The sequence below is a fragment of the Nocardia sp. NPDC051787 genome, from assembly GCF_040681325.1.
Lineage (GTDB): Bacteria > Actinomycetota > Actinomycetes > Mycobacteriales > Mycobacteriaceae > Nocardia.
Genome location: NZ_JBFAYO010000006.1, coordinates 203,992 through 222,135 on the forward strand (window position 1 = coordinate 203,992; position 18,144 = coordinate 222,135).

Genomic DNA, 18,144 nt, shown 5'->3' on the forward strand with positions numbered 1-18,144 from the left:
CGGGAATCCGGTCGGTAACGGCATCGAGAGAAGGGGATTTGTCATGTTGTTGCGCCGACTCGCCCGGCCGCTACTGGCCACCGCGTTCGTCGTCGATGGAGTCGATACGCTGCGGCACCCGGACGAGCGGGTCAAGTCCGCGAACCAACTGGTAGAGCGCGGGCGGCGGCAGCTTCCCGACGAGATTGCCAGAAAGTTGCCTGCCGATCCGGCAACCGTAGTGCAGATCAATGCGTTCGCCCAAGTGGGCGGCGGCGTGTTGCTGGCACTCGGGAAGGCGCCGCGCCTGGCCGCCCTGGTGCTGGCCGCGACCGTCGTACCCGCGACCGTCACCGAGCAGGACTTCTGGAACGAGCAGGACCCCGCGCGGAAATCGGCGAAACGCACCGCGTTCCTGAAGGATGTCGGGCTGCTCGGCGGCCTGATGATCGCCGCGGCCGACACCGAGGGCAAGCCGTCCTTAGGCTGGCGCGGCCGCCGCGCCGCCCGGGACGCGGCCGCCACGGTATCGGCGGCGCTCCCGTTCGGCGCGACCTCCAACGGCGCGACCGGAACCGCATTGCGCAAGCACGCGCACGAGGCCGCGGAACGGGCGCGAGCGCTCGGGGCCGCCGCCGCGACCAAAAGCGCGGAGCTGGCCGAGACGGCACAACGGCACGGACCGGAGTGGGCGGAGGCCGCCAAGGAACACGGCGGCGATCTCGCCGAGTCCGCGAAGCTGCACGGTGCCGAATGGGCGGAAATCGCCAGAGAGCGGGGCTCCGACTGGGCCGAAATCGCCAAAGAATACGGCGCGGACTGGACCGAACTCGCCAAAGAACGGGGCGCCGACTGGGCCGAAATCGCCAAAGAGCGCAGCGCCGACTGGGCCGAAATCGCCAAAGAGCGCGGGGGTCACCTCGCGGAGCTGGCCAAGCAGCGCAGTGCGGAATGGGCCGAACTCGCCAAGGAACGTGGAGCCGAGCTGGCCGAGCTCGCCAAGCACCGCGGACCCGAGATCGCGGGTGAAGCACGGGAACGCGGGGCGCACACCGCGCACCTAGCGCGGGAGCGTGGCGCCCGGGCCGCGCACGCCGCACGCGAGAAGCTCGAACACCGCCGCTGACCCGACGTGCGAGGTGGCCGCGTCGCCTTCGCCCGGTCGGGCGCGGCCTCGGGCCACCTCCCGGCGATGACCCCCGTCAAGCGCTCTCGTCGTAGCCGGGCGCGATATCGGCGAGCGCGGCGTCCAACGAGCCGACGCGATGGAATCCAGCGGAGAGGCCGGTGGTCTCGATGGCCCGGTCGACCGAACGCGCCTTGGTGATCAGGATCATGCGGCGATGGGCTCGTGCGGCTTCGGCTTGCGCCTCGACCAGGACGGTCAGTCCCGCCGCCGCGAGGAACGTGACCGGCGACAGATCGAGCACGAGTGTCCTTGTGTCGCGTAGCGATCCGCGGGCCAGCTCGGCGCGCAACCGGGGTGCGGTCGCGAGGTCGATCTCGCCGACCACCATCAGCATCGTCACGTCGCGACGCGGTCGGCACACCGAGAACCGAAGCGGGTCAGTCCGTTCGGTGTGACGGGACATGCACTGACTCCTGGCCGGACGCGGGCACTGCACAGACCATGTGCTGTCCAGTGAAGCACTGCGCGACAAGGTCTGTACAGGCGCGCCCCAGATGGACTTCGCTCGCGGCCTGCCCTTTCGGCCGGATGCACGCCCCGGAGCTGCGCAGGTCATGACGTGTTCGCGCTACCCCCGCACGAAATCGTCACCGCTTCACCATTGAAGTGGCGGCCGTGCTCGGAGACCAGCAGCAGCACGGCCTCGGCCACTTCGGCGGGCTGGATCAGATCCGCGTTCGGCGGACCGGATTCGATGATCGCCATCCAATCCTCCTTGGTGGGATTCTCCTTGTCCGGCACCATGAGCCGCCAGGTGGCGGGGTTCTGGATCATGTCGGTGTCCACGCCGGACGGCAGCAGCGCGTTCACCGTGATGCCGTACTCGGCCACCTCCAGCGACAGCGATTTCACCAGGCCGAGCACGCCCCACTTGGTGGCCGCGTAGTGCCCGGCGTTGCGCGCGCCCATCTTGGCCACGATGGACGAGGTGGCGATGACGCGGCCCCAGCGGCGCTCGATCATATGCGGGACCACCGCACGGAAGCTGTGGAATACGCCGGTCAAGTTGGTGTCGATCGTGTCCTGCCACATCTGCTCGTCCATCTCGGCGATGGGTGAGCTGGACGCGATACCCGCGTTGGCGATCAGGATGTCGATGCGGTCGAATTCCTCGATCGCGCGCTCGGCCACCGAGCACATCTGCTCGAGGCTGCGCACGTCGGCCCGCACGGCGATACAGCGGCGGCCGGTCCGCTCGACCAGCTCGGCGGTCTCGGCCAGATCATCCGGGGTGCTCAGCGCGTAGGGAAGACCCGGCACAGGTGCGGCGATATCGCACACCACGATGTCGGCGCCCGCGCCGGCGAGTGCCAGCGCATGCGCACGGCCCTGTCCGCGGGCGCCGCCGGTGATCACCGCCACCCTGCCGTCGAGATTCCCCATGTCGGGCCCCTCACCAGTCGATATCCGCTTCGGCCGCCACCCATCGTGTCACGCGCGGGTGCGGTCGGCGCCTGATTTTCGGTATGCCCCGCGGTGATCGAGCACGGGCACGTCTGGCGGTTCCGCGCCCGGCACAGCACCGGCGGGGCGCCGATCCCGGCGGTTTCCCACGAATGGGTACCTGGACACCGGGTGCACGGTCCGCCATCGCTCAGGGCCCGATCAGCGGAAGGCATGGGCGTTGGCAGGGGGGCGGTGCGTCGAAATCCACAGGGCCAGTGGAACAATGCGTAATGTCCCCGCTCCGGAGCGGGCACGGCTACGGCACGGGTGAGCCGACCCGACTACGGCAGGGACAGCACGTGCAACCCTTCCGCCCCGGCCCAGTGACGAAGAGGGTGCGAGGTACGCTGCGCCCCGGAACGACCGTGCCTCCACGTCGTTCCGGAGCGCGGTCCAGCGCATCCACCATGTTTCCTGGAGCTCGATGACCGATTGTGAGTACCTTGGCGTGAATCTCGACCTACAGCTCGGCGCCACACCGCCCGAGCACGACTTCCCGACCGAGCACGATTGCGCGGTGGCCGACCGGTTCGCCAGCCAGCGGCTACGCAGGCTGATCCATACGGCCGTCGGCCTTTCCGACGACTCCATCGACTTGCTGACCGCCATGACCGGCCGCCTCCGCGCCGCCGAGGGCATGCTCCCGCGCGATCCGCTCGACGACTGAGGAACGACGCGGCCGGACCGGAGCGCCCGTATCGCGCCGACCACTGGGGGTCGTTGCCGAACCGGCAACGCTATTTGCCGATTCTCCGTGTCCGGCGGATGGTGGGGTTCATGAAACCCACACACCACCATGCGGACGGGCCGACGCCAACGACGGTCGAGTACTGGGAGGCCTTCTACTCCGAGCGTGAGCAGGTCTGGTCGGGACGGCCGAATCTCCTGCTCGTGCGGGAGATCGCAGCGATCGCACCGGGTTCGGCACTGGATCTGGGTTGCGCCGAGGGCGCCGACGCGATCTGGCTGGCCGAGCGTGGCTGGCGGGTCACCGCCGCCGACGTCTCGGAGACCGCGCTCGCCCGCGCGCGGGCCGAGGCGCGGCGGCAGGGATTGTCGGATCGGATCGAATGGCAGCGGCACGATCTCGCCGAGAGCTTCCCGTCCGGGAGTTTCGATCTCGTCACGGCGCAGTACCTGCACTCACCAGCCGCCCGGGATGGTGAGCGGACGAGGATTCTGCGCCGCGCGGCCGAGGCGGTGGCGCCGGGCGGGCTGCTGTTGATCGTCGGGCACGCGGAATGGCCGAGCTGGGTGGTGGAGCCGCCCTTCGACGTGCGCTTCCCGACCACCGCCGACGTGCGTGCGGGACTGGCGTTGGACCCCGCCGAATGGCGGGTGGAGGTCGACGAAGTCGTCGAGCGCGAACATGCCGGGCCGGAGGGACAGCCGGGCACCAGGAAAGACAACATCCTACGAATTCACCGTCGCTGACGGTTCCGCAAATCGCGTGCGAATCTCCTTGCGGCAGAGGGAAATTCAATGAATGAATGCGACGAGTTAACTCCGATATTACCCAGTTTTCATCGATTCGATACGGGTTTCTCGATATCGTTGACGCTACCTACAGCGCGGTGGGAATTGAGAATCTCACGTCGGCCGGGGGGAATGTCGCCCGTCTCGCCCCATCACCGGCCGCGCTCACGGCGAATTATGACGTCGCTATCTCGGTTGCGGTACAGGGCTTCCCGTGATGATCGCGAGGTGGGAGGAGAGTCGCTGTCGCCGCGGGTGTAAGGCAAGTCCGTTGCGAAGCAGGCGACGTACACGAGCGTGTCGATGAGAGGGCCCTGTCGTCCATCTACCCGCGCGTGCCCCCGCCGACCGGCCGATCTGCAACCACACCGCCCGCGCCCGGCTACGGTAACCTCCTCCACGGAGACCTGTGATGACACCACCGAGCGAACCTGAGCCCCGAGAGCGCGACCCCTCCGAAACCGAAGCAGCAGGGCCTGAGTGCGCCGAATCTCAACCAGCCGATTCCAGATTTGCCGCGGAAGATTGGATACTGGGGCTCTTTTTGCCGCTGGTCGCGCTGGCCACCGTGTTCTGCGCCCTATGGTATGCCGCGTTTCTGGCCGATCCCGGGACAAACGACGACGGCTTCGGCTTCGCCGCCGGCGCCATCGGGATCCTCTGGTACTGCCTCTTCGGGTTTGCCGACTGGGCCCGGTTCCGGAAACGCGCGGCGGCGTTGCTGATTGTGCCGCTTGTCTTCTCCTGGGTCTGCCTCGGGTTCGGCATTCACCACCTCGCCATGGAGTATCGCGGCGTGGTCGCCGACTGTGGGGTGCGTTCCAGCGAAACCTACAAGGTCAAATCCGAGTCCGGCGACAGCTGGGAGACCGCTTATTCCCTGGACTGCGGCGAGCGCGTGGTATCGCTGAAAGAGAAGGCCGATTCGTACGCCCCGCAGTCCCCGCGAATTGAATACGGCCCGGGGGCCTTCCGACTCGAGCCCGAGCTGAAAAAGAGCGTCCACGTCGAGTACGACCCGCGGGGTCTGCTCGCAGCCCGGACTCAGAACATCGGCGCCGACCCGTGGCTGTGGTTGTTGGCAAGCTTGACACTGGCGGTGATCGGTATCGGCATGAGGATACTGATCCGCCCCACCCACAGGCGGCGCCTTCCTGACGCGAACCGGTAGGGCCCAATCGAGTTCATAGCGGTTCTCGAAACCCGTTCGACCCTGACACCACGGTCTCCGCATGCGCTTTCCATCCCGCACCGGATAGCGATCTGCTGGACCCGTTCGCCTGTCTAGTCGCTGGCCTCGGGACCGACCTCGCATCCACAGGGCGACTCGCCAATCGTATGACGTCAGTTTCCGCCGCCTCACCCGACGGGCAGTGACGTCAAATTTCACCGATACGAGTCGCCCGAACTGGGCCCCCACTGACGTCAGGATTCGCCGATAAGTGGTGTCAGATTTCACCCTTACAGCCACACTGGCCGACGCCGTACCGGACCGCATCGCCGAACTCGTCTACATCGACACCTTCGTCCCCCGCGACGGCGAAGCGGTCGCCGACATCATGCCCGGCATGGTCGAGGCCTTCACCGCCGCGGCCGCCGCCCCATGGTTGCCATTCCTCCTGCGGCACTCGCGGCGCGGTCGGTCAGCGCGGAACCTACCGTCACCGTTGTCGTTGCGGAAGTGGCCGACCGCTTCTTTTACATCGAATTGAGAATCCCCGGCAGCGCACCTGCCCCTATGCAAAGCGAATGTAAATTCGAGCCCGGAACTTCTATATGACTCAGCTTTTGCGTTTGAACCGATTCGGTTGGGGCGATACAAACAACGACGCCGAAGTCGTCGGCGGAGCGATCGGATCGCCCCGTATTCCGCTACTGGATGAGGACCATTCATGAAACTGAGATCGTCGAGTGTGCTGCACGCAACCGCAATTGTGAGCGCGCTCATCTGCATGGGGACCGGCCTGGGCGTGATAACCGCCGCCCCCGCCGCCGCAGCCCTCGAGGTGTGTAACGGCACCGGGATTGCAGCTGCCGGCAATGAATCGGTTGCCACCATTCCGGGCAGGAAAGGCGTGGGCACGACTTGCCGGCTTTCGGAAGGGGACTCGGGCGAAGCTGTTACGACGTTGCAGGCCACGTTGAACAGGTGCTACAACGCCGGACTCCAAGTCGACGGAAAATTCGGACCCAGGACCAAGTCCGCGCTCCAGAGGGCACAGGGCACAGCTGGAGCCGGCGTCGATGGAGTGTACGGCCCCGAGACCCGGGACAAGCTCAGGTGGCACTCGCGAATGCATGACACCGACAAGGGATGCAACAGGCTCACGTGATCGCGGAGGGTGGTGAACCGGGCCGCGGGGTCGGTTCACCACTCTGCACCGCCATGATGTTCCGCAGACCTTGCGCTGCGATCAGGTCCTTATCGACACTTCTCGATTCAGTTCGCACTCTTGCCCGCGTCATAGGCGGCACGGGCGACCAGCACCTCGCCGAGGTGCTCGCTGGACCATTGCACGATGCTGCTGAACACCGGGGTCAGGGTCTTGGCCAGCGGCGTCGCCTCGTATTCCACCCGCGGTGGGACCTCGGCGTGGTAGGTCCGCGATACCAATCCGTCGCGTTCGAGTTGGCGTAGGCGCTGGGCGAAGGGAGCACAGTCATGACGACGACAACAGTGGACGGGCGGCTCGACCTGCCGCGCCGCTCCGGCGACCGGCCGCGGACCCGCGAGCACAACCCGCATCAGCAGCTCAGCCAGATCGCACCGCCCGATCTGCAAGAGGAGCTGTGGTCCCGGATGACCACGCTGGACGGCGTCCTGCTCGGCCGCACCGGCGTTTCACTGCCCGACACCCGTGCCCTGCACCTGCGGCCGACCCTTGCCACGGGTCCCGGCCAGGCCTATCTCGCGGGCACCGAATTCGCCCACTTGCACGGACACGACGATGGCAGCTTGCACATGTGCCTGCCGAACGACGTGGTGACGCAGACTGTCCAGCAGGGCTGGGCGGAGCTGCATCCGATGGCCAGGCAGGGGTTCCTGCCCGGGACGCTGGTGATGGTCTACGGGCCGCGCGATCACGAGGAGCTGGACATCATCTGGCGGCTGGTGCGGATCAGTCACCATTTCGCCCGCGGTTCGGCTACAGCGTGATTAGAGCGGCGGCCGTCATCGTTGGGCCCATGAACGCGACCGACCTCGTCGGGACATGGGAACTCATGTCCTATTTCGACATCGACGAAAACGATGCGACCAGCCAAGGACCGCTGGGCGACGCGCCGCGCGGCCTGCTGATCTACGGCGCGCACGGCTACATGTCGGTGAGCATGATGCGCACCGACGGCGCCGCGGGCGCGACCCCGTTCATGGGCTACGCGGGCACCTGGCGGCGATCCGGCACGGAGATGGTGCACGCGATCAGCGTGTGTTCCAACCCGGCGTGGGCGGACACCGAGCAGGTGCGCCAGATGTCGCTGACCGGAGACGTGCTCACCCTGATCGGCTCCGCACAGGTCGGCGGGCGGACCCAGCGCCGGGTGCTCACCTGGCGACGCAGCCGCTCGCCTGCCTGAAATGCACTGTCATTCCGGCGAATACGAGAACAACGGCTCGTCGAATTGCACCGGTTCGTTGTCTTCCTCGAGTATCCCGGTGATCACGCCGCCGGTCTGGGCGGTGACCGGGATCATCAGTTTCATCGCCTCCACGATGGCGATCTGCTGTCCGGCCCGCACCCGGTCGCCGACCTCGACGAAGGGGTCCGCGCCCGGTTCGGGACATAGAACACGCCCACACTAGGTGCGCGCACCACCGCACCGATCGCCGGACTCTCGGGCGCGGCAACGGAAATAATCGTCGTGCCCGGTGACACGGGCGTCCGCGGCGTTCTCGTCGACTGTGGTCATTGCCGTGACTCCTTGCGCTCAGTAATTGCCCAGTCCGCCACAGACATTCAGCGCCTGAGCGGTCACCGCACCTGCCCCCGGGCCGATCAGGTAGTCGACCATCGCCGCCACCTCGAACGGCTGCACGTAACGACCGATGGGCACCCGCACGCTGACCCTGGCGTGCACCTCGTCGGTGTCGACACCCCACAGGTCGGAATACAGTGAAACCGACCACGCCGTGCTTGGACGCGGAGTACGGGGCGCCGTGCACCACACCCTGCTTGCCGCCGGTGGAGGCGATATTGATGATGCGGCCGCTGCCGCGCTCCAGCATGCCGCCCGCGTTCAGCACCGCCTTCGTCATCAGGAACACGCTGTTGAGATTGGTGTTTATCACGTCGAACCACAGTTCGTCGGTCACCTGCGCGGTGACGCCGCCGCCGCTGCGGCCGGCGTTGTTGATCAGGATGTCGATCGAGCCGTAGCGCCGCACGCCCGCGTCGACGTACTCGCGGACCTGCGCGGCGTCGGCCACGTCGCAGACGGTGCCGTCCACCTCGTAGCCCTCGTCCTGCAGGCTCTTCACCGTGTCGGTCACCCGCTGCTGGTCGCGAGCGCAGAGGAACACCGCAATGCCCTGGGCCACCATGCTTTTGGTGATCTCGAGACCCATTCCGCTGGTCGCTCCGGTGACCAGCGCGACGCGCCGATTTTCCGCCATGACTCCTCCATCGGTCGATCTTCCGAACTCGCCGGGCTTTTCGACCATCAGCGTCGTCGCGCGTCCTATAGATCCGGTCAATCGACGGTCACACGCGGCGGCTCGACCGAAGCTCTAGCGGCGTCGGCCACCGTGGCGTGCAGCCGCGCCCCGCCGCAACCTTAGGGAGCAACCATGACCACCGTCGCAAGCCGCACCGAGTTGTACGCCGAGGTCCAGCAGTTCTACGCCGAGCAGATGCAGCGACTGGACAACCGCGACATCCCCGGCTACGCCGAGACCTTCACCGAGGACGCGGAATTCGAGCACTCGCCGGGCATTCCACCCGCCCGGACCAGAGCGGGCATCATCGCGGACCTGGTCGAGTTCCACAAGCGCTTCGAGACCGACCCGATGCAGCGCAGGCACTGGTTCAACATGATCAACCTGCAACCCCAGGACGACGGGACCATCGTGTCCACCGCCTACTGCCTGGTGGTGAAGATCCGCCCGAACAGCAAGCCCGAGATCGCGCCGAGCTGCGTCGTGCACGACGTGCTCGTCCGCGTCGACGGAGCGCTGCTGACCCGATCGCGGCGCGTCGCCCACGACTGATCGTCCCCGGACACTTTTCGAGGAGAAATATGTGAACTCCGTTCAGCCAGCCTTGCTCACGCTCGCCGCAGAGGCGCAGGATCTGCTCTTCCGGGAGGCCCGCACGGCGAATACCTGCACCGACGGGCCGGTCGGCAAGCCGGACACGAACGCCTGGTTCCCGCGCTCGCCACGATTGGACTACGACGAGGTGGTCAGCACGATTCGAGCCGGTCGGGAGGACAGCGCGCCCGGTCCGAGTCGTCGATGCCCGCGAGAACAATTCACGGGCATCGCCGTCCCCGCACTACCCGGCGCAGACCATCGATGACCGCTCACACGCCACTGAGCTGGGGCGTGGATTCGACGAAGCGCGCTCGCCGGGCGGCGACCGCCAGCAGCCCGACCGCGATCCAGGCAAGCACCCAGGGGGCGGGCTCCAGGATCACGGCAGCGAGCACCGACCAGATGCCCAGCGTCCAGGCGATGAACGACGGCGGCACGATGCCCCGGCGATCCAGCCACAGCACGACCATGCCGAGGACCATCAGCGGCACGCCGAAGCTACCGGTGGTCAGCCAGAACGAACCCATCGCCGAACTCATCTCGGTGATTCCCTCGTCCGGTTGCCACAGCTCCGCGCTGAACCACGAGTCCCCATGGTCCGCAGCGGTCAATACGTAACTACCCAGCGTGTGCCCGAATCCGAGCAAAACGAGAAGGCCACCTGCCCACTTGATCATGTGAAGTCCACCCATCCATCTATTACGGAACCGAGAGTTCCGATACTGATAGTTCCGTATAGTAGGAGCGTGCCGAAACCGAAACAAGGCGTGGGCCGTCCTCGCAACAGTGAGGTTGATCTCGCGATCGTCGATGCCACGCGAGAGCTGCTGGCCGAGCGCGGCTACGCCGGACTCACCGTCGACGCGGTGGCGGCGCGAGCCGGTATCGGCAAGGCCGCGATCTACCGCCGGTACGCGACCAAGCAAGAGATGATCTTCTCCGTCGTGGTGCACGACATGCGGGAGCAACCGCCGCCCGACGCGGGCTCCCTGCGCGCCGACCTGGCCGCCGTCACACGCACCATCGCCGCACAACTCGGCCGCGCCCCCACCGACGTCCTCGCCGGTCTCCTAGCCGACATCTACGCCGACGACGCGCTGGCAACCCGCTTCGCCGAGACCTTCCTCGAACGCGAGCGACTCGTACTGACCGAGGTGCTCCACCGCGCGGTCAGCCGCGGCGAACTGACCACCCTCCCCGACCCGGCCACCGTGCAGGCACTGCTCCTCGGCCCGATCTTCGCCTGGCTACTGATCCTCGACGGCAACCGCGACAAACTACCCGCCCTCACCCACACGGTCGCCGAAGCAACAGCCGGCGTCCTGCTGTCCGAGAACTCCGGCTAGCTCAACGCCGCCGAAGCGCGCAGAGTATTTCGCCGGCCCATCGGCCGCAGTTGAGTCGGTGACGAAACCATTCCGTCCTATCGCGAGAAAGGTGAGCCACCCGGGCGCGCCCTCTCGGCAGCGGCCCAGTTCAGCGATGTGCGGGTTGGAGGATGTCGTCCAGTGGGGTGCCGGGAGTTGGGGCGGCGCCTTCCTCGGCGAACCATTCCCAGTGGATGACGCGAGCGAGGATCGGGGTGGGGAGGTGCAGTAGCGCGTTTGCGATGGTGGCGAAGCGGCTGGAGCTCTCGATGATCGAGCGGTGGACGGACAGCGCGGTTTTGCGTTGCGCGGCAAAAGGACTGACGTCGATGCGGTGGGTGATTTCCGAGCGTGGGCTGTACAAGGTGGCGAGAGTGGCCGGGTCGTAGCGCAGCGGAATCCGCAATCGCTCGAGTACACGCAGGATGCGCGTGTAGTTTTCGCGTGGCATCGTGGCGTCCAGGACGCGCGACACCCCAGCCAGTTCGGCCGCGCGCTTGCCGACCTCGTGCACGCGGACATGGTCGCGGTGGCCGTAGCCGCCGTTGCGGTCATAGCTGAGCAGGACGTCGGGATTCTCCTCGCGCAGAATCGCCGCCAACCGCTCGGCCGCCTCCTCGGGATCGGCGCGCACGAACCGCATCCGATCCGGCGGGTCCGCGTACAGCACCGCGCCGTGGCCGCTGTCGGCATACCCGAGGTGCGCCACCCTGGCCACGCCGAGTGCGGCGGCACTGGCATCCAACTCGCCGAGCCGCACGGCTTTCCGGCCATCCAGATCGGCCATGTGGCCGTCGGTGGCGACCACGATCACCGTCCGGTGCCCGGCGGCGGCCAGCTTGGCCAGCGTCCCTCCGGTCAGCAGCGTCTCGTCGTCCGGATGCGCGTGGAATGCCACAACGGTCGCCATCGCCCCAGTGTGCCAGGGGCGTCACCACAGGTCTCTGGCCAACCTGGTGGCGCCGACGAGCATGTAACCGCCGGTCAACGCGACCATGGCGATCGCGGCCGGGCGTGGGACGTCACCGCGGGCCACACGCACGCCTCCATGGGTGGTGTCGAGGATGTCCACCATCAGAGCGAGGCGCTGCCAGCGCGGCAATTCCTCCCGCGGCGCGGTCAGATAGCCGAGCCCGAGCGCGACCGCCCTGGCGCCGAATATTCGTGTCATGTAATCGAGTTCGGGCGTTGGACGCACACCCAGCGCCCTGGTCAGCATCCGCGGCGCCGCGAGGGCGGCCGCGCCGAGTGCGACACGGCCGAACGCGAGGCCGCGCAGCGCACCGGCCAGTGGGGAGCGGGACTGCCGCATGCTGTTCGTCGCCATAACCAGAGCCTGGCCGAAAACGCCGATCGGGTCGATTACCCGCGAGGTAATCGACCCGACGGCACTGACCGAATCAGGCCAGGGGACACAACGTGACGCTCGGGCGCCCCTCGTCCGTTCGCCCGAGCGCCGTGGTGCGATCACCAAATCAGCAGAATCAGCGCTTTCTGCAGGGTGTCCAGAATGCGTCCGATAGTGATCGCGATTTCGACGGTGCCCATGACGAGCCCCTTTCCTCGGGATGGCAAAATCCTCGACACATCAATTCAAGCTCGGCCGAACAGGATTCGGAAGCACACGCCGTGTCCGGATTCGAAACGTAATTCGACGCGGGGCACCCTGTGTGGTGCGGACGGCGGCTGCCGTCGACGCCTTGCGCGTCGACCCCCTCCGGTGAATCCAGTTCGGCGACATCACATTCCGACGACATCGAGGATCGGCGCCGGATAGTCCGCCGGATCGACCGCTTCGCGCCACGGCCGGTGCACGCGTGCGCCGGGCAGGTGAGCCAGCTCAGGAATCCAGCGCCGCGCGTACGCGCCGTCCGGGTCGTAGCGCTCGGCCTGGCGCAGCGGGTTGAGCACCCGGTTCGGCCTGGTATCGGTTCCGGTGCCCGCGACCCACTGCCAGTTGAGCTGGTTGTTGGCCAGGTCGGCATCGACAAGCCAGCGCAGGAAGTGCTGCGCGCCGACGCGCCAGTCCACGCGCAGCGACTTGGTCAGGAAGCTCGCGGCGATCAGCCGGGCCCGGCCGGGCAGCCAACCCTCCGCACGCAGCTGACGCATCCCCGCGTCCACGATCGGGTACCCGGTGCGCCCGTCCCGCCAGGCGTCCACGGCCTGGGGGTCGTCGCGCCAGCGGATCGAGCGGTCGCGGTAGTCCGACCAAGCCGCGGCCGGGCGGGCAGCCAGCAACTGGTGGTGGAAGTCGCGCCAGGCCAGCTGCCGGGCGAAGGCGAGCCCACCCTCGGTGGACATGTTCACCCGGTGCAGGAGCTCCACCGGGGACACGCAACCGAAGTGCAGATACGGCGACAGCCGCGAGGTGGCGTCGGCGCCGAGGTCGTCGCTCAGGCGCGCGTAGTCCTCGATCGGCCCGGCCAACCAGTCGCGCATCATCTTTCGTCCCGTGGTTTCGCCGCCGACCGTCAGCCGTGGCGAGGCAGGGCCCGCGCACAGCTCACCCGCGTCCGGCAGCGGCATGGTTTCCACCTGCGGGAGCCTGAGCTCACGTGGCTTGGCGAGCGGCTTCCGCCGGTGCGCTACGCACCAGCGCCGGAAGTACGGAGTGAAGACGGCGAAATGGTCTCGACCGGTGGCGGGCGTGAGCGCTTCCGGATCGGTGCTGGTGATGCTCGCGGTGTGGGTGCGCAGCAGACAGTTCCGTTGCGAAAGACGCTCGCGCAGCGCGTGTTCCCTCCACCGGCTGTAACCGCTGACATCCGCGGCGATGTGCACGCTCTGCGCGTGCACCTGCGCGACCACCCGATCGACCTCCGTGACCACGTCGCCGCGGTGCAAGACCAGCCTGCCGCCGATGGCCCGAAGTTCGGCATCCAACTCGGCGAGCGCGGCGGTCAGGAACCTGGCCCGGTTCGGCGCGGCGAAACGGCCGGAGAGGATCGCATCGTCGAGAACGAACAGCGGCACGACCGCAACACCCTCTCGATGCGCGGCCGTCAGGACCGGATTGTCATGGACCCGTAGATCGCGAGTGAACAACGCGATTGTGATGCTCATCGGGCCCATCCTGATCCGCGGCACTCATACGGTGACCGGTGGCGGAACGACCGCGCCCGGCGCCCGTGCGGGTCGCACCGACGCGGCACCGGGCGGCTCAGCCATACCGCCGACGGCGCGGCCCTGGCGAGCGCCGAGCATCGAGGATCACCGCACACACAACGGGACGATGCGCGATTCTCCGCCGGTCGTCGGGGAGGTCAAGTACATGCACGGATTCTGGCCCGCCGCCGTGATCGCCGCGAGCACCTCCTGCCAGGCTCCCTCGTCCAGCGCGGCCGCACGGGCCAGTACGAACCCGGATAAACGGCTCGGATCGGTGACCAGAGCCCACGAATAATCCGGGCCGAGCGCGGTGACGATGTAGTTCGTCGGGCCTTCCAGACTGTCCTGGGTCGGCACGCCGGGGAAGCTGACGTGCAGCTGGGCCCCGGTCTCCCGGTCGTTGACCACTGCCGTGCCCTCGATTTCGTTGACTGTGTTCACCCACGTGATGCAAGAGTTGCGCACCGCGATATTGCCCTGCGGGTCAAGCGAGTAGTTCGCTTGCGTGTCGCGCGCACAGATCAGGTTGAAGTACTGCGGTATGGCGGCAAGCTGACGCCACGTACCCAGGTAGCGCTCCAGGTCGAGACGCGGAACCGGCGCGGGTCCGGTGACCGGGACCGGCACCGGCGCCGCGGCGACCTCGCCCGCCGCCATGACCACCGCAGCCAGCGCCGACACCATTCCCGCGAGCAAGCGAGTGCATGAGCCGAGCATCCGATTACTGGTCACTCGTGGACCTCCCCAGCAGATGACGCAGCGCCGGTTCCACTGTGGGGGCGCGGAACTGGTGACCAGCCTGGGTCAGCCGCGTGGGAACGACGCGCTGGCTCGCGGACGCCAGCTCCCGGTTGCCCTCGCGGCCGAGCAGCAGTGCGGGTCCGAGCCGGGGTACCGGGAGCAGCGCGGGACGATGCAGCACCGCGGCCAGCACCTTGGTGTATTCGGCGTTTCGAACGGGTTGCGGCGCAACGGCATTGACCGGACCCGACAGTGTGGTATCCCATAGTGCGCGGTAATACACGTCGATCAGGTCGTCGATCCCGATCCACGAGAGCCACTGCCGGCCGTCGCCGATGCGTCCGCCCAGCCCGGCCGTGAACAGCGGGCGCAGCAACCGCAGCGTGCCACCCCGCGGGGACTGCACGATCCCGGTGCGCACCCGCACCACCCGGACACCCGATTCCGCCGCCGGAGCCGAGGCCGCCTCCCAGCTGTCGACCAGGTCGGCGAGGAAGCCGTCACCGCGCGACGCGCGCTCGCTCAGCGTCTCGTCGCCCCGATCGGAGCCGTAGTAGCCGATCGCGGAGGCGCTGGCGAAGACCGGCACCGCCGCCCGCGCCGCGACCTCGGCCAGTTTGCGAGTCGGGCCGATCCGGCTGTCCGCGACGGCACGCTTGTGCCGTTCGGTGAACCGCCCCGCGATCGATGCTCCGGCCAGGTGCACCAGCGCGTCCACGCCATCGAGCAGACCCGGCGCGGGATCGGCCGGGTCCCAGTGCCTTTCGTCGGCAGCGCGCGGCGGGTGGCGAACCAGCCGCACCACGCGATGCCCTCCGGTGGTCAGGAACGCGGTCAGCGCCGAACCGACCAGGCCCGACGACCCGGTCACCGCGATGGTCTTGGACACGAAGCCCGCCCGCGTCGCCCGCGCATGCGCCGCCAGATCGTCGGCGAGCTGACGGTGCCGGTAGGCGAACATGGGGCGCAGCACCGTGGCGGGCACCGGCGCGTCCACCTGATCCACCACGCGGGTGTGCCGCTCGTCGACCACCTCGAAATCGTGGGTGTGCCGCCAGGGCAACAGCCCCGCGGGCAGCGAGCCGATTCCGTCGACCGTTACCGCGTCGACGAACCGGTGCGGAGGGTCGTATTCCTCAGGGTCGTGCCGGGCCACCCAGCGCAATCCACCGGGCAGGCCGAGTACTGCCTGTCCGTCGGACAGCGAACCGGATTCGGCGCGCGGCGACACCGGCTGCCAGGGCGGGGCCAGCCGGGTGAGCGCGCCGGGGCGAGCGTGCCAGGCGAACACCTCGGACCGAGGGAGATCGATGACGCTCGCATACTCGATGCCCATACCGCGACTGTAGTTCGAAACCAACCGTACGCAGTGTTTGCTAAGCGTTTGCTGTGTCGAAAACTCTCCAAACCGTAATAGACGGTCTATATCCGATTCGCCCGATATGGGGCATCGACCCCGAGCTCGGTGTGGTCGAATTGGAACCCGTTCTACCATGGGTCGAGTCCCGGACCACGCTAATGGAGGTACCGCCATGCCGCTGGATCCCTCGGTCGCGGCGCTGCTGACGACCGTCGAGGCATCACCGCGTGCGGTCGCCGCGCACGACAAGTCCGCCTGGGTCGAGCTGTTCACCGAGAACGCCGAGATCAACGACCCGGTCGGCTCGCGCCCCCATATCGGCCACGCCGCCATCGAACGCTTCTACGACACCTTCATCGGGCCGAACACCATCGCCTTCCACGTCGACCGCGACCTGGCGCACCCGCCGACGGTGCTGCGCGACCTGACCATCGCGACCACGATGTCGACCGGCGCCACCGTCTTCGTCCCGATGCACCTGCGCTATCGACTCGTCGAGCGGGATGGCGCCTGGAAGATCGCCCACTTGGCCGCGCACTGGGAACTGGCGGGCATGATCTGGCAGCTGCTGCGCACCGGATTGCCCGGGATCGCCGCCGCACTGAAGCTCGGTCCACAGTTGATCGCCAACCAGGGCTTCGGCGGAATGCTCGGGCTCATGCGGGCGCTCGGCGGCGTTGGCCGCGGCGGAAAGCATGCCACGACACAAGTTTTCGCCGCGGTGGCGAGTACCGACCTGCACCGGGTCCGCGCGCTGCTCGGCAATCAGGCGGACATCGAGTTGCCCGTGGGCACACCGGTCTCGGCGGAAGAGTTCACCAATCGGGCGCGAAATATGCGCTGGAGCAAGGTGATCGCGGCAGGCCGCACGGTCACGGCGAGCGTCCGGCTCGGCGACGCATCCGGGGTCGCCGTGGTGGAGTTCGCGACCAATAGCAATCGCATAGCAACCATCCGGTTCCATCTCGCCACGGTCTGATCTCAGCTGTCCAGGACGTCGCCGTGCTCAGCCCGTGCGCGATCGCAGCGCAGCCGCCGGAGCCACGTCACGCGCCTGTGTTCCGGCGGAGGACAGCCGGACGTACCGCCGCACCCAGCCCGGCTGCGGAGATCACGAGGTCAGCTGCGCGGCTCCAGCGCGGTTATCGGCTCGATCAGACATCGGCTCCTGGACCCGATCGGGCTCCGGAGCCGGGTGCTCGGTCCAACCGGGCGGACCGAAGATGTACCCGAGGCGTCCACGCCAAGTAGTGGCGCCGCGCACGTCACGGACCAGTCCGGCGAGCTCGTGATAGTTGACTTTCAGCGGATTGTCGGTGCCGATGTTCTTGGTGAGGCCGTAGCGGATGGGCTCGGATTCGGCGGCGAAGCTGCCGAACACGCGGTCCCAGATGATGAAGACACCGCCGTAGTTCTTGTCGATGTAGGGCTGATTCGAGCCGTGGTGGATGCGGTGATGTGCCGGTGTATTGAACAGGAACTCGATCGGGCGCGGCAGCGCCTTGATGCGCTGTGTGTGGATCGGGAACTGGTAGAGCAGGCCGATGCTCTGCAATAGGAAGATCATCCAGGCCGGGAACCCGAGCAGAGCCGCCGGCACCCACGCCACCCCGCGCACAGTGCTGACCACCGGATGCAGCCAGGGCAGCCGGATCGCGGTGGAGAGATTGAAGTACTCGCTGGAGTGATGCACGCTGTGCGCGGTCCACAGCAGGCGGACCCGATGGTCGGCGCGATGCGCCCAGTAGTAGCAGAAGTCCGTCACGACCAGGCCGAGTACCCAGACCCACCATGATCGCGGCGAGAGGTGCAGCGGCGTGATCGCCGCGGCGGCGACCACGGCCGAGAACGGCAGCAGATGCTGTAGCAGCGGTTTCGCCAGCCTGCTCAGGGTGAACGTCACCACGTTGGACGCGGTGTCGCGGGCGGAGCCGCTGCTGTCCGGTCGGTCGGGGTCGCGGCGGTAGGCGATCCACTCCACGAACATCAGCACCGCGAACGCCGGTATGGCCCAGATGAACAACTCCACGCGGCCCATGAGTTCTCCTTCACCGTCTGCTGTCGGTCTCGACGCTACGGGCGCCCGCCTGCACGAACATCGCGCCGACGAGGGATTGCGCGTCCCCCGCGCGGGGGACGCGGACAGCCCGGATCGCGGGCACCCTGAACACTCGGCAACGCGGAACTGCCGGGCTCGCTCGCTAGGATCGCCCGCGAACTCGAC

At 67.5% G+C, this 18,144-nt stretch carries 24 protein-coding genes and 1 pseudogene; 12 read left to right on the forward strand and 13 right to left on the reverse strand.

Features of this window, described 5'->3' with window-relative positions; translation table 11 throughout:
* Positions 1 to 43 precede the first annotated feature (43 nt).
* Complete coding sequence (locus AB0M45_RS08945) at positions 44 to 1,105, forward strand: DoxX family protein (protein WP_364324618.1); 1,062 nt, start codon at positions 44 to 46, stop codon at positions 1,103 to 1,105.
* 76 nt (positions 1,106 to 1,181) lie between these two features.
* Here AB0M45_RS08945 and AB0M45_RS08950 read toward each other — a convergent pair whose 3' ends face one another.
* Positions 1,182 to 1,571: an STAS domain-containing protein gene (locus AB0M45_RS08950; protein WP_364324621.1), complete on the reverse strand. Its 390-nt coding sequence runs from the start codon at positions 1,569 to 1,571 to the stop codon at positions 1,182 to 1,184.
* A 149-nt stretch (positions 1,572 to 1,720) separates the two neighbouring features.
* The gene (locus AB0M45_RS08955) at positions 1,721 to 2,551 is read right to left on the reverse strand and encodes a mycofactocin-coupled SDR family oxidoreductase (RefSeq protein WP_364324623.1); all 831 of its coding nucleotides are present in this window, start codon (positions 2,549 to 2,551) and stop codon (positions 1,721 to 1,723) included.
* A gap of 487 nt (positions 2,552 to 3,038) precedes the next feature.
* Between AB0M45_RS08955 and AB0M45_RS08960 the strand changes: the two genes are divergently transcribed.
* The 5 genes from AB0M45_RS08960 to AB0M45_RS08980 all read left to right on the forward strand — a co-directional run bounded on the left by AB0M45_RS08960 (position 3,039) and on the right by AB0M45_RS08980 (position 6,423).
* Positions 3,039 to 3,281: a hypothetical protein gene (locus AB0M45_RS08960; RefSeq protein ID WP_364324626.1), complete on the forward strand. Its 243-nt coding sequence runs from the start codon at positions 3,039 to 3,041 to the stop codon at positions 3,279 to 3,281.
* Positions 3,282 to 3,391: 110 nt separating this feature from the next.
* Positions 3,392 to 4,048: a class I SAM-dependent methyltransferase gene (locus AB0M45_RS08965; RefSeq protein WP_364324629.1), complete on the forward strand. Its 657-nt coding sequence runs from the start codon at positions 3,392 to 3,394 to the stop codon at positions 4,046 to 4,048.
* Between the two features lie 454 nt (positions 4,049 to 4,502).
* Positions 4,503 to 5,261, forward strand: a complete 759-nt coding sequence (locus AB0M45_RS08970) for a hypothetical protein (RefSeq protein WP_364324632.1) — start codon at positions 4,503 to 4,505, stop codon at positions 5,259 to 5,261.
* 271 nt (positions 5,262 to 5,532) lie between these two features.
* Positions 5,533 to 5,802: a hypothetical protein gene (locus tag AB0M45_RS08975; RefSeq protein ID WP_364324635.1), complete on the forward strand. Its 270-nt coding sequence runs from the start codon at positions 5,533 to 5,535 to the stop codon at positions 5,800 to 5,802.
* Positions 5,803 to 5,982: 180 nt separating this feature from the next.
* Entirely contained in the window at positions 5,983 to 6,423 is a 441-nt protein-coding gene (locus AB0M45_RS08980; RefSeq protein ID WP_364324638.1) for a peptidoglycan-binding domain-containing protein, read from the forward strand.
* Positions 6,424 to 6,530: 107 nt separating this feature from the next.
* Here AB0M45_RS08980 and AB0M45_RS08985 read toward each other — a convergent pair whose 3' ends face one another.
* On the reverse strand, positions 6,531 to 6,836 hold the full coding sequence (locus tag AB0M45_RS08985; RefSeq protein ID WP_364324641.1) for a helix-turn-helix domain-containing protein: 306 nt from the start codon (positions 6,834 to 6,836) through the stop codon (positions 6,531 to 6,533).
* Between AB0M45_RS08985 and AB0M45_RS08990 the strand changes: the two genes are divergently transcribed.
* Positions 6,753 to 7,247, forward strand: coding sequence for a luciferase family protein (locus AB0M45_RS08990; RefSeq protein ID WP_364324644.1), 495 nt, complete (start codon positions 6,753 to 6,755; stop codon positions 7,245 to 7,247). The genes AB0M45_RS08985 and AB0M45_RS08990 overlap by 84 nt on opposite strands.
* 29 nt (positions 7,248 to 7,276) lie before the next feature.
* A complete protein-coding gene (locus AB0M45_RS08995) occupies positions 7,277 to 7,666 on the forward strand; it encodes a lipocalin-like domain-containing protein (RefSeq protein ID WP_364324646.1) in 390 nt (129 codons plus the stop codon).
* A gap of 9 nt (positions 7,667 to 7,675) precedes the next feature.
* Here AB0M45_RS08995 and AB0M45_RS09000 read toward each other — a convergent pair whose 3' ends face one another.
* The 3 genes and pseudogenes from AB0M45_RS09000 to AB0M45_RS09010 all read right to left on the reverse strand — a co-directional run.
* Positions 7,676 to 7,828: an acetyl-CoA carboxylase biotin carboxyl carrier protein subunit gene (locus AB0M45_RS09000; protein WP_364324649.1), complete on the reverse strand. Its 153-nt coding sequence runs from the start codon at positions 7,826 to 7,828 to the stop codon at positions 7,676 to 7,678.
* A 189-nt stretch (positions 7,829 to 8,017) separates the two neighbouring features.
* Positions 8,018 to 8,167 (reverse strand): hypothetical protein, encoded by a 150-nt coding sequence (locus AB0M45_RS09005; RefSeq protein WP_364324652.1) that lies wholly within the window; start codon positions 8,165 to 8,167, stop codon positions 8,018 to 8,020.
* A 94-nt stretch (positions 8,168 to 8,261) separates the two neighbouring features.
* A pseudogene (locus AB0M45_RS09010) lies at positions 8,262 to 8,750 on the reverse strand (SDR family NAD(P)-dependent oxidoreductase); the annotation flags it as partial.
* A 126-nt stretch (positions 8,751 to 8,876) separates the two neighbouring features.
* On the opposite strand from AB0M45_RS09010, the gene AB0M45_RS09015 reads away from it, so the two are divergent.
* Together AB0M45_RS09015 and AB0M45_RS09020 are read left to right on the forward strand one after the other, a co-directional pair.
* Positions 8,877 to 9,296, forward strand: coding sequence for a nuclear transport factor 2 family protein (locus tag AB0M45_RS09015; RefSeq protein ID WP_364324655.1), 420 nt, complete (start codon positions 8,877 to 8,879; stop codon positions 9,294 to 9,296).
* Positions 9,297 to 9,327: 31 nt separating this feature from the next.
* Positions 9,328 to 9,606, forward strand: coding sequence for a hypothetical protein (locus AB0M45_RS09020; protein WP_364324658.1), 279 nt, complete (start codon positions 9,328 to 9,330; stop codon positions 9,604 to 9,606).
* Between the two features lie 4 nt (positions 9,607 to 9,610).
* Here AB0M45_RS09020 and AB0M45_RS09025 read toward each other — a convergent pair whose 3' ends face one another.
* Positions 9,611 to 10,018, reverse strand: coding sequence for a DUF6463 family protein (locus tag AB0M45_RS09025; RefSeq protein WP_364324661.1), 408 nt, complete (start codon positions 10,016 to 10,018; stop codon positions 9,611 to 9,613).
* Positions 10,019 to 10,087: 69 nt separating this feature from the next.
* Here AB0M45_RS09025 and AB0M45_RS09030 point away from each other — a divergent pair, with 69 nt between their 5' ends.
* On the forward strand, positions 10,088 to 10,687 hold the full coding sequence (locus AB0M45_RS09030) for a TetR/AcrR family transcriptional regulator (protein ID WP_364324664.1): 600 nt from the start codon (positions 10,088 to 10,090) through the stop codon (positions 10,685 to 10,687).
* A gap of 130 nt (positions 10,688 to 10,817) precedes the next feature.
* Here the strand turns inward: AB0M45_RS09030 and AB0M45_RS09035 are convergent, their stop codons facing one another.
* The 5 genes from AB0M45_RS09035 to AB0M45_RS09055 form a co-directional block, all read right to left on the reverse strand.
* Positions 10,818 to 11,618, reverse strand: a complete 801-nt coding sequence (locus tag AB0M45_RS09035) for a PIG-L family deacetylase (protein ID WP_364324667.1) — start codon at positions 11,616 to 11,618, stop codon at positions 10,818 to 10,820.
* 21 nt (positions 11,619 to 11,639) lie between these two features.
* Positions 11,640 to 12,035 carry a hypothetical protein gene (locus AB0M45_RS09040; protein ID WP_364324670.1) on the reverse strand — a complete coding sequence of 132 codons (396 nt, stop codon included), beginning with the start codon at positions 12,033 to 12,035 and terminating at the stop codon, positions 11,640 to 11,642.
* A gap of 413 nt (positions 12,036 to 12,448) precedes the next feature.
* Positions 12,449 to 13,774, reverse strand: a complete 1,326-nt coding sequence (locus AB0M45_RS09045) for a deoxyribodipyrimidine photo-lyase (RefSeq protein WP_364324673.1) — start codon at positions 13,772 to 13,774, stop codon at positions 12,449 to 12,451.
* A gap of 147 nt (positions 13,775 to 13,921) precedes the next feature.
* Positions 13,922 to 14,476: a lipocalin family protein gene (locus AB0M45_RS09050; protein ID WP_364324895.1), complete on the reverse strand. Its 555-nt coding sequence runs from the start codon at positions 14,474 to 14,476 to the stop codon at positions 13,922 to 13,924.
* Positions 14,477 to 14,540: 64 nt separating this feature from the next.
* On the reverse strand, positions 14,541 to 15,896 hold the full coding sequence (locus AB0M45_RS09055; RefSeq protein ID WP_364324676.1) for a TIGR01777 family oxidoreductase: 1,356 nt from the start codon (positions 15,894 to 15,896) through the stop codon (positions 14,541 to 14,543).
* Positions 15,897 to 16,092: 196 nt separating this feature from the next.
* Between AB0M45_RS09055 and AB0M45_RS09060 the strand changes: the two genes are divergently transcribed.
* Complete coding sequence (locus tag AB0M45_RS09060) at positions 16,093 to 16,899, forward strand: nuclear transport factor 2 family protein (RefSeq protein ID WP_364324678.1); 807 nt, start codon at positions 16,093 to 16,095, stop codon at positions 16,897 to 16,899.
* A gap of 132 nt (positions 16,900 to 17,031) precedes the next feature.
* On the opposite strand, the gene AB0M45_RS09065 is transcribed toward AB0M45_RS09060, so the two are convergent.
* Positions 17,032 to 17,958 (reverse strand): sterol desaturase family protein, encoded by a 927-nt coding sequence (locus tag AB0M45_RS09065; protein WP_364324681.1) that lies wholly within the window; start codon positions 17,956 to 17,958, stop codon positions 17,032 to 17,034.
* Positions 17,959 to 18,144 lie beyond the last annotated feature (186 nt).